We start from the raw sequence: 9,809 nt of genomic DNA, 5'->3' as shown, positions 1-9,809 counted from the left end.
CCCCGAAATAGACCGGGTCGATGCCGGCCGCCTTGATGATCGGCAGCAGCACGGGCGTCAGGATCAGGATGGTCGGGATGAAGTCCAGCGCCGTGCCGACGATCACCACGATCAGCATGATCAGCGCCATCAGCAGCAGCGGGTTGTCCTGCAATCCGCCCAGCCAGCCGCCCAGCAGCATCGGGATATTGGCGATGGCGATCAGATAGGCGGTGATGGCGGCGGCGGCGCACAGCAGCATGACGGCGGCCGTGGTATGGATCGCGCCCACCATGCAGCCGTAAAGCTGGCGCAGGCTCAGCTCGCGATAGACGAACAGCCCGACGAGGATCGAATAGACGCAGGCGACGACGCCCGCCTCCGTCGGCGTGAACACGCCGGCCTTCAGCCCGACGACGATGATGACCGGCAGCACGAAGGCCAGCGCGGCATCGCCCGCGGCCTTGGCGACCTCGCCCAGCGAGGCGCGCGGCATGGTGGCGACGGCGTCCCGGCGGCTGACGAACCACCACGTCACGGCCAGCACCAGCGCCATCATCACCCCCGGCGCGATCCCGGCGATGAACAGCTTGGTGATCGAGACACTGCCGGCGACGCCGAAGACGATATAGCCGATCGAGGGCGGCAGCACCGGCGCGATGATCCCGCCCGAGGCGATCAGCCCCGAGGATGCGTTGATGTCGTAGCCCGCCTTGCGCATGATCGGGATCAGCATGCCCGCCAGAACCGCCGTATCGGCGATGGCCGAGCCCGACAGGCTGGCCAGAAGCAGCGCCGTGACGATGGTCACGTAGCCCAGGCCGCCCCGCACATGCCCGACCAGCGTCAGCCCGAAGGCGACCAGCCGACGCGAGATGCCACCCGCGTTCATGGCCTCGCCCGCCATGAGGAAGAAGGGGATCGCCAGCAGCGGAAAGCTGTCGGCGCCATTGGTCATCTGCAACGCGATGAGCTGCCAGTCCAGCGCGTCCAGGTACCACATCATCGCCACGCCGCTGATGACGAGGCCGAAGGCGATGGGCACGCCGATGGCCAGCACGGCCAGCAGAGAAACGACAAAGACGATCAGGATCATGCGGTGTGCCCCTCTTCGTGGTCGGGCTCGGGCGCGCCAAGCAGCGCGGCGACCAGGTCCACGCAGGCGACCAGCCCGATGCCGACGCCGCCCACGAAGGGCGCAAGATAGTTCAGCGCCGTGGGCAGGCCGGAAACCGGCGCGATATTGCCAAGATTGGCCACGGTCTGCTGCCATGCCCCCACCGACAGCACGATGCAGCACAGCACGATGACGACATCGGTCAGCACCCTGCAGACCCGGCGCGCGCGCGGCGAAAGGCTTGCGGTCAGCAGGTCCACCCCCAGGTGCCCGTTGCGGCGGGCGACGCAGACCGCCCCGACGAAGGCGATCCAGATGAAGATCATCCGCGACAGCTCGTCGGTGGCCGAGACGCCGCTGTCGAACAGGTAGCGCAGCACCACATTGGCAAAGACCAGCACGATCAGCACGGCGAAGATGGCGACCAGCAGCGCATCGACGGCGCGAAAGCCCAGGTCGGCCAGGCGCGACAGGCGCGCCGCGAAAACCTTGCCCGATGCCATCAGAGCAGCCCCTCGATCGCATAGGCGCGCGCGGGGGCGCCGTCGGCATTCTCGATCTTCAGCGGCGCGGCGCTCAGCAGCACCCGGCTCGCGCTCAGCGCGGCGGTGTTCGCGATGTATTCGATCAGCGTCACCCCCTGGCGCAGCAGCACGTCATGGGTCACATGCTCCGCGTCCGGCACCGCGATGCCGTCCAGCAGCAGCCGGATCGGATAGTCCTGCGGGAAATCCACCGCCAGGGCGCGGGGCCGCAGCGCCGCGATCCATTCGGCGGCGGCGCGGTTCAGCCAGGGCGCCTCGGTCCAGAAGGCGCGAGTGGCCGCGTCCCGCTTCAGATCCCATTGCGTCGCCAGCAGCAGGATGTCGCCCTCGGCGCCGCCGGGATCGGCCGCCGCCAGCCGGGCGGGCGTGATCTCTTCGTCGGGGCCGACGTCGGATAGGTCGAAGACGCGGGCCGGGCCCACCACCTGCTCAAGGGGCGTGGCCTCGATGGTGGGGGCTCCGGCGATGAAATGGGCCTGCGCATCGACATGCGTGAACCCGTGGCAGGTGGTCGAAAGCCGAGTCACCCTGAACTGGTCCCCAGCCGACTTGTCGCCCTTGACGCTGATCTGGGGTTGCCAGCGGAAATGCTCCCTGACCGGCATGCTGAGATCTACGATGCGCATGGCTTTCCCCCGGATGCTCAGGCGGCCAGGGCCGCGATGCGGCCGGGCAGTTCGGCGCCGAACTTCTCGACGAACTCGGCCAGGACGGTATCCGCGACGATGGCGCGGAACGCCTCGCGGTCGATGTCCTCGACCGCCTCCATGCCGTGATCCTTCAGCGCGGCCAGCGAGGTCGCCTCGCGGTCGGCGTTCATCTGGCGCTGCTTCCTCGCCCCTTCGCGGGCGGTTTCCAGCAGGACCGCCTGATGCTCGGGCGCAAGCTTGTCGAAGGTCGCCTTGGTCATCACCAGCGGCGACGAGGTGAAGGCGTGCTGGGTCAGCGAGATATGCTGCTGCACCTCGTAGAAGTTCGAGTTCAGGATCAGCGTCGTCGGGTTTTCCTGCCCGTCGATGGAACGCATCTCCAGCGCGGTGAACAGCTCGGTAAAGGCCATCGGCGTCGGCACGGCGCCCAGCAGCTCGAAGGCGCGGATATGGGCCTGGTTCGGCGTGGTCCGCAGCTTCAGCCCCTTCAGGTCTTCGGGCAGGTGGACGGGACGGCGGCTGTTGGTCACGTTCCGCCAGCCGGTTTCCCAGGTCGCCAGCGCCTTCAGGTCCGAGGCTTCCAGCCCCGCGCGCAGCTCGTCCCCCAGCTCCCCGTCCAGGACCGCGGCCACGTGATCGCGGTCCTTGAACAGATAGGGCAGGTCCAGCACGTTCAGCTGCGGCGCAAGGCCGGTGAAAAAGGGATTGCCGGTGATCATCATGTCGATCGAGCCGCCGCGCACGGCGTTGATCATCGTCTGGTCGCTGCCCAGGATGCCGTTCGCAAACACCTCGATGGTGATCGCGCCGCCGGTCTTATCCTTGACGGTCTCGGCCATCCACAGGGCGACCTCCTGCCAGCTGTCGCTGTCGGGATGGGGGTGGCCGAAGCGCAGCTTCACCGACGAGGCCGCGCGCGCGGTCCAGGGCATGGGAAACGACAGGGCGGCGCCGGCGGCGACGACGCCCGCGCCTTTCAGCAGGCTGCGGCGGGTGGTGATGGTCATGGCTTTCTCTCCTCCTTGAACTTTTTCAGACGCGCTCAGCGTCGATGGAAATGGCCGTCCTGGATGGCGCGCAGCGCCATCAGCTCGGAATTCGTCCGATGGTCCAGATCGCCCATGCGGATATAGCTGCCCGCGGCAACCGGCCGGCGCAGCCGCTGGTTCGAAGCCAGATAGAAGGGCGCGGGGCTTTCGTCGCTCAGCGCGGATGCGGGTATCAGATGCGCATCGACTCCGTCGATGGAATGATGGTGGCCGCCCATGGCCAGCACCTCGCCCGCCGCCAGGTCGCGGTTGGCGAAAGCCACCAGGTCGACGTGATGCGCGGGCTCGACCCCGCCGGTGCCGCGGCCGATCAGCCCCGCCTCCAGGATGCTGGTGGCGGCTTCCAGGCCCAGCAGGTGGCGCGGGTTGAAGATCATCGCCACGTCGCCGGTGCGCGCCACGACATGGCCCTTTTCCTTCAGCATGTCCCAGGTTTCGGCGTCGTTGCAGCGCAGGATGACGAAGACGCCGCCTGCAAAGCTGACCTCGCCGGGCGCGCGCAGGCAATGGAACACGTCCAGCTTTCCGGTCGCGCCCATCACCCCGCCCTTCGCCCGCTCGCACAGGATGCTGGGCACCTCGGTGATCCGGGCGATGGGGGCGTGGAGTGCCGGCGCATCGACGCCGTAGCCGGTGGCATTGGCCACGACCGACAGCTCGCACAGGTCGGGCACCGCGCGCTGCGGCAGCATCGCGGCGGCGGCGGCGCGGCCGGCCACCACCTCGGCCACGTCGCGCGTGCCAAGCTCGCTCCAGCGGCCGAACTCCGGCGCCTCGACGGTGCGGCCGTTGCTGGCCAGCGTCCCAGCGGCGGCATCGTAGACGAAGTCGTATTCGCTCGACTTGCCGGCCGCGACGATCTCGAAGCCCAGCGTCTCGGCCCATGTGATCAGGTCGATCAGCAGGCTGGGCTGGTCGCCGTCCACCGGCGTGACCACGCAGCCCTTGCGCTCGGCCAGCGCCGCCAGGCCGGGGCCGACGACGCTGTCGACCTCTTTCGACACCAGGGCGACATGGCGGCCCGCCTCGATGGCCAGCCGGGCATGGCGCGCGCCCGCCTCGGGGTGGCCGGTCGCCTCGACAAAGACCTCCAGCGGCAGGTCCAGCAGATGCGCCACGTCCTCGGCGGCGATATAGTCGCCGGCCCGCCAGGCGGCGCCCGCCTCCTCGGCCGAGGCGCAGATGCGGATCTTCCCGGCCGGGATACCCACGGCCCGCATCGCCTCGGCCACGCGCTGCGCGCTGGTATCGACGCCGGCGCGCACGTTCATCATCGGGACGCGCAGGCCCTGGGCCAGAAAGCTGCGGCCAAAGCCGCCGGTGCCGATCACGCAGGTCTCGACCGGCTGCCGGTCCGTCCGAAAGTGAAGATGATAGTTCATGCCGCGCCTGGTCCTGTTTGCCTTGCGGAGGCCGGACGGCAAGCAGGGACCGCCCCCGGAATTGCATTCCGGGCGCACGGGGCACGAGATCCGCCACAGCATTGCATGCAATACCGCAGCATGCCGGGCCTCGCACCCGCCTCAATCCCTTGGATTTGCCGTATCCTCCGCCAATCTTGACTGATTTGCGTGCAATCCATGTGCGGAGTCAACAGAAATCTTCACAACGGCGGGATTTCCCCCTATATTGCATGCAACATGGGGAGGATCTCTTGGACAGCCAGACCGAATGGCCACGGGGGCAACGCTCGGCATTCGTCGCCAGCCACATCCGCGACCTGATCGTTTCGGGGGCGCTTCCCCACGGCCAGCGCATCAACGAACGCGTGCTGACCGAACAGCTCGGCGTGTCCCGCACCCCGCTGCGCGAGGCGTTCAAGATCCTCGAAAGCGAGGGGCTGGTCATGATCGAGCCGAACCGCGGCGCCACGGTCATCAAGATCTCGCATGAGGACGTCGAGCTGGCGATCGAGGTGCTGATCGGCCTGGAAAGCGTCGGCGCCGAACGCGCCTGCGAACGCGCCACCCCGGCCCAGATCGCCGAGATCGAACGGCTGCACCTGGACATGGTCGCCAATTACCGCGCGGGCGAGCTGATGCAGTATTTCCACATCAACCAGACGATCCACCAGAAGATCGTCGATTGCGCCGGCAACCCCAACCTGACCCGCATCTATCATGGCGAAAGCAGCCGGATCCGCCGGTTCCGCTATGCCGGCAACCGGGTTCCCGAACGCTGGGCCCGCGCCGTCTATGAACACGAGCAGATCCTGGACGCGCTCAAGCAGCGCCAGGGGCCGCTGCTGCGCGAGGTGCTGCGCGCGCATCACCTGAACGGCTGGCGCATCACCCGCTCGGTGCTGGAAAGCGAAAACCCGCAGTCCGGTGAAGACGCCCCGCGGACCTGAACGGCCACGCGAAACGACCGGCCCGCCGCAATGGCCGGCGGCCCGGTCCCAGCCCCGACAGGGCCCGAATGCGAAACGCGCCTAGGGATTCACGACCACGCTACAGCGTGTCGCCATATTGCGCGCTCATGATTTCGCCATTCTCCACGACGAATGAAACGCCGTGATCCCGGAACCGGCCGAAGGGAATGAAATGGCGGCCGTTCAGATTGGCCCGCGCCCATTGCCCCATGCTGGCCATGAGCTGCTCCATTTCCGAATCATCGGCGTCGGTCAGACGCTTGATTTCCTGCATGTCCAGATTGGCTTGATGACTCCATGGCATTGCCACATCCTCCACGATAAGAATAGTCGTGCAAACGCACGGATGGCACGCCGGCGGAAACCGGGCCGCCCGGCGCCGTTTTCCGCCGGCGCATGATCATTGCACGCCGATCAGGCCAAGCTGGTTGTCAAGCGTCGTCCCGGTAATGGAATACCTGGCCGTCTTGTTCGTCCCCTTGCGATAGATGAAAGCCTGCTCGGCCACGTTGTCATTGCCCCAGACGACGAAAGCCTTGAGCTTCACCCGCGAGCCCTCGGGGATCTTGAGCGATCCCAGGTCCACGGTCTTTTCCTGGCCCAGGGGAATATCGCTGTTCTCCTCATAGGTCTGGCTGCTGCCGCCGTCGGGCGGCGCCGCAACCACATGAAGCTTGGCGACGAAACCGCCGCCATTCCGCAGGCTGAATTTTTCTATATCCATGATCTTGCTCCCTTCCTAATCAACCACGTCGATATGAATGAACGGGATGGCGGCCGGTCACGAGCCGATGGTAAGATCGTCGCCCTGTTCCTCGGCCGGCTCTTCTTTCCTGGTTTCCGCCGGCTTTTCCTGGGGATGCCCGGCTGCGGCAGGGTCCGCGATCTTCAGCTCTTCCGAATCGGGATCCATCGTCGCGATATGGTGAAGCAGCTGGGTGCGGTATTTCTGCCAGTTTATCGGCGAGCGCAGCTTTCCCTCGATCTTGCCTTCCAGGAAAATGCCGATGATCGGCTTTTTGAGCGCCTCGGGCAGCAGGAAAAGCAGCGGCACCACATCGGCGAAAGAAATGACGCTCCACCATCCCGCATGGCTCAGCGTCGTCGCCCATCCATAGGGATCAAGCGCCAGGGCCGGATTGCCGCCGGCGCTGGTGACTTCGATATTCTGAAAGGCTTCCTCCGAAACCGATTTCGACGAGGTTTCCGATTTGAAACCGCCATGGGCGCTGGCCGTCACCGCCTTGTAGGAACCCTGCACCTCGGTGGAAAAGGCGCGCACCAGGGTCTGCACGTCCTCGCCCGCTTTCGCCTCTCGGTCCTGGCGATAGATAAGCTTGCCGCCGATGATCGTGCGCAGCGGAAAATGCGTCCCGTAGCTGTCCAGGATGGCGGCAAGCGCCCCTGCCCTTTCCTCGGGCGTTTCCGGCATGGCATTGGCCAATGCGTTCACCTCGTCATAAAGCGGCTTGCACAGGATCGCATTGCGCGGATCGATCACGATCTCGGCCCTGGCCACCAGATATTCGATCCGCATATGCAGCGCCGCGCTGGCTTCCTTGTGATCGCTCGTCTTGGTTTCGGAATAATCGCTCTTGATCGAAAGGCTCGCGGCCTTGCCCTCGACGCCGAAATCGCTACCGGCATTCCAGGACAGCGAAGAGGCAATGGCGTCCAGCGTCCGGCTTTGCGTCGCCGAAGCCGAAAACCGGGTCGAGCGGATCGGCCGCGCGACAGTCAGGAAAACCGCCGCCTCCTCGTCGTCCAGGGCCGGGCGCGGCGGCCGGTCCAGGTCGAAACTGCCATCCGGCATCGGCACGAAACGCAGGCCGTGAAGATGGCGCAGGGCATTCAGGATGATTTGCCGCTCGCCGCCATCCATGTTGTCGAAAACGTCCTGCGGCGCACCCGTCGGGGCGGTAGGCCGGCCCAGGACTTGTTGCAGCATGTCCTCGGTCTGGATCAGCCCTGGCTGGGCGCCGCCGCCGGTTTCGCTTTTCGGCTTTGGCGGGGTCGACCCCGAGGAGCTGCCTGCAGGCGTGACGGCGCCGCGCTTGCGCGGGCTTTCGAATCGAAACCGCAGCAGCCCCAGCTTTTCATCGGGCTTTCCCAGCCGCCCGACGATCTCGTAGGGCTCCATATCCTCGGCGATCGGCTTGCCGGACGAATCAAGGAACGGGCGACCCGCGGGAATGCCGTCGCAGCCTTTCAGGAAATCGCGCAATTGGCCAAGCGTCTTGTTCTCGCCGCCATCGGGCCAATCGACCTGGCGCGGCTTTTCGCCGTCCTCCAGGTAAAGAAGCTTGAACTTCTTGGGAACCGCCGGCTCGGCCTCGCGCTTGACGGAAAGCTCGTCAACGCGCCGCAGATAGGCCGTGGCCTCGGCCGCCTTGTCCACATCCGTCCCGGAGATTCGGAAAACATCGTCCTTATCGACCAACGCGGCATTCTGCGTCCTGAATTGCGCCAGGGTTTCATCGGCGCGGACATAGACCTTGTGTTCCTTGCCCTTGCGGTCCTTGAACTTGATCTGCCGGCGAATGGGAACGATCTCGACCACCATATTGTCGGCGATGGGCGTCGCGGCCTCGCGGTCCTGCGGCACCAGCGCCAGGGCATCGGCGCTTTGGCCGGTGCGAAATTGGTCGAACTCGTCCATTTCGTCGGTCGAGACGAAAAGCTTGCGCAAATCCGCAAGGCTTGCCTTGTCGGCAGCGGCATCCGTTCGCGACGTTCCGTCGCGTGACCTGAGGATGAAGCTAATCATGAAACACCTCGGCTAATGGTTCGTAATCACCCTAACCCGATGCGAATTTCCTGCGCGCCTCTGCCAGGGCTTCCGCCGATCCCAATGTCACGATCTTCAGATCGAGCTTTTCAGCAAAGGCGTTCAAATCCTTCAAAGGCTTGATCGGTATGGGCATGGCGGTTCCCGGCAGGGCCGGACCATGGGCAAGATAGCCAAAACCGGGATCAAGCCCGGTTCCGGCCGGGGCCGGAGTGATGGCAAGCGCAGGCTCCGGCGGCGGCGGGCCGGACCCGTTTCCCGCAGGCGGCGCCGCCTGCGGCCGTCCCGGTTGCGAGAAATCGGACGAAACCCCGAACAGATCCGAGGTTTCATCCACCTCCCGCTGTGAGATCTGCTCGACCGCCCGGCCGGAACTGGTGAACGTGGCCGGCACCGAGCCGATGTCGTCGGTGCTTTTCAGCTCGCGAAGCGCCGCCAGGATGTCGGGCAGTTTCTCGGGCGCAAAATCCTCCAGGATCTTTCCCGGTGCATAGGTCGCCATCAGCGCCGCAAGCTCGCCAAAGCGCTGCGCGTCGCAGCGGGGCCGGTCGGAACTCCACCGGATGCCCCCGGCCTCGAAATCCGTCAGCGGCGCTATTTTCAAGGTCAGGATCTTGCGCAAATCGGGACTGACGCGATCATTGAAACGGACCTTGTCCCTGGAAACCGGGACCAGCGCCCGATCGCTGTCGTTCCAGCGATCCAAAAGGACATTCCCGGCAACATCCAGCCTGGAAGGATCGAAATTATGCGCGATATTGACGATCCTGCTGGTGATTTCGGTGCCCTGGCCTTCATTGTCGGCCATTTCCAGCCAAGCCATGAAACCACGCGGCCCCGAGGAATTGATCTGCAATTTGAACGGCTGGTCCCTGACCAGGAACAAAACAGCCTTTACCGTTCCAAGATTATGATCCAGAAGAAAGAAGCCTTGCGAGCCGTCTTGACCGCCGCCAAGGCTGATCGTCGCATTCTCGCTGGATACGGAATCAACAGAACGTCCCTGGATGTTGGTTGATGCCATCATCCCACTCCGCACGTAATGTTTAACCAATATCTTGCATGCATAACACGTTTTGGATTTCCCCCAAAGTCATAATCGTCCGGGCGGGTATATTATTAGGCCAGCCCGGATGACCTTTCCGATAATGCAAACCCCTTCCTGCTGCATTCGTGGTTTTTGCAAATAACCCGGCGCAAGCCCGAATTATCGGCGAAGCCCGGCACCCCTTTGCAATCACAAGGCGAGCCGCCGCCAAAGGACGCGCGGCGGGCGGTTTGATGCTATCATCGGACCCGGCGCGACGAAC

At 65.1% G+C, this 9,809-nt stretch carries 10 protein-coding genes; 1 reads left to right on the top strand and 9 read right to left on the bottom strand.

Annotated elements, in window-relative coordinates; translation table 11 throughout:
- The 5 genes from FE811_RS16095 to FE811_RS16075 all read right to left on the bottom strand — a co-directional run.
- On the bottom strand, positions 1-1,075 hold a 1,075-nt coding region (locus FE811_RS16095), incomplete at its 3' end, for a TRAP transporter large permease (RefSeq protein WP_140848136.1).
- Positions 1,072-1,599, bottom strand: a complete 528-nt coding sequence (locus FE811_RS16090) for a TRAP transporter small permease (RefSeq protein WP_140848134.1) — start codon at positions 1,597-1,599, stop codon at positions 1,072-1,074. The genes FE811_RS16090 and FE811_RS16095, both read right to left, overlap by 4 nt.
- The gene (locus tag FE811_RS16085; RefSeq protein WP_140848133.1) at positions 1,599-2,267 is read right to left on the bottom strand and encodes a cyclase family protein; all 669 of its coding nucleotides are present in this window, start codon (positions 2,265-2,267) and stop codon (positions 1,599-1,601) included. Before FE811_RS16085 ends, FE811_RS16090 begins: the two co-directional genes overlap by 1 nt.
- Positions 2,268-2,284: 17 nt before the next feature.
- Positions 2,285-3,298: a TRAP transporter substrate-binding protein gene (locus FE811_RS16080; protein WP_083539069.1), complete on the bottom strand. Its 1,014-nt coding sequence runs from the start codon at positions 3,296-3,298 to the stop codon at positions 2,285-2,287.
- A 35-nt stretch (positions 3,299-3,333) separates the two neighbouring features.
- The gene (locus FE811_RS16075) at positions 3,334-4,722 is read right to left on the bottom strand and encodes an NAD(P)H-dependent oxidoreductase (RefSeq protein ID WP_140848131.1); all 1,389 of its coding nucleotides are present in this window, start codon (positions 4,720-4,722) and stop codon (positions 3,334-3,336) included.
- A 272-nt stretch (positions 4,723-4,994) separates the two neighbouring features.
- Between FE811_RS16075 and FE811_RS16070 the strand changes: the two genes are divergently transcribed.
- The gene (locus FE811_RS16070) at positions 4,995-5,690 is read left to right on the top strand and encodes a GntR family transcriptional regulator (protein WP_243785502.1); all 696 of its coding nucleotides are present in this window, start codon (positions 4,995-4,997) and stop codon (positions 5,688-5,690) included.
- A 100-nt stretch (positions 5,691-5,790) separates the two neighbouring features.
- Here the strand turns inward: FE811_RS16070 and FE811_RS16065 are convergent, their stop codons facing one another.
- The 4 genes from FE811_RS16065 to FE811_RS16050 form a co-directional block, all read right to left on the bottom strand.
- Positions 5,791-5,985, bottom strand: coding sequence for a hypothetical protein (locus tag FE811_RS16065; RefSeq protein ID WP_036750459.1), 195 nt, complete (start codon positions 5,983-5,985; stop codon positions 5,791-5,793).
- 126 nt (positions 5,986-6,111) lie between these two features.
- Positions 6,112-6,435, bottom strand: coding sequence for a hypothetical protein (locus FE811_RS16060; RefSeq protein WP_036750461.1), 324 nt, complete (start codon positions 6,433-6,435; stop codon positions 6,112-6,114).
- Between the two features lie 57 nt (positions 6,436-6,492).
- Complete coding sequence (locus tag FE811_RS16055; RefSeq protein ID WP_140848129.1) at positions 6,493-8,478, bottom strand: MAC/perforin domain-containing protein; 1,986 nt, start codon at positions 8,476-8,478, stop codon at positions 6,493-6,495.
- A 31-nt stretch (positions 8,479-8,509) separates the two neighbouring features.
- Positions 8,510-9,523: a hypothetical protein gene (locus tag FE811_RS16050; protein ID WP_139293937.1), complete on the bottom strand. Its 1,014-nt coding sequence runs from the start codon at positions 9,521-9,523 to the stop codon at positions 8,510-8,512.
- Between the last annotated feature and the right edge of the window lie 286 nt (positions 9,524-9,809).

This window comes from Paracoccus sp. FO-3 (genome assembly GCF_006386455.1).
Taxonomy (GTDB): domain Bacteria; phylum Pseudomonadota; class Alphaproteobacteria; order Rhodobacterales; family Rhodobacteraceae; genus Paracoccus; species Paracoccus versutus.
This window is presented reverse-complemented; position numbering and strand designations above follow the sequence as displayed.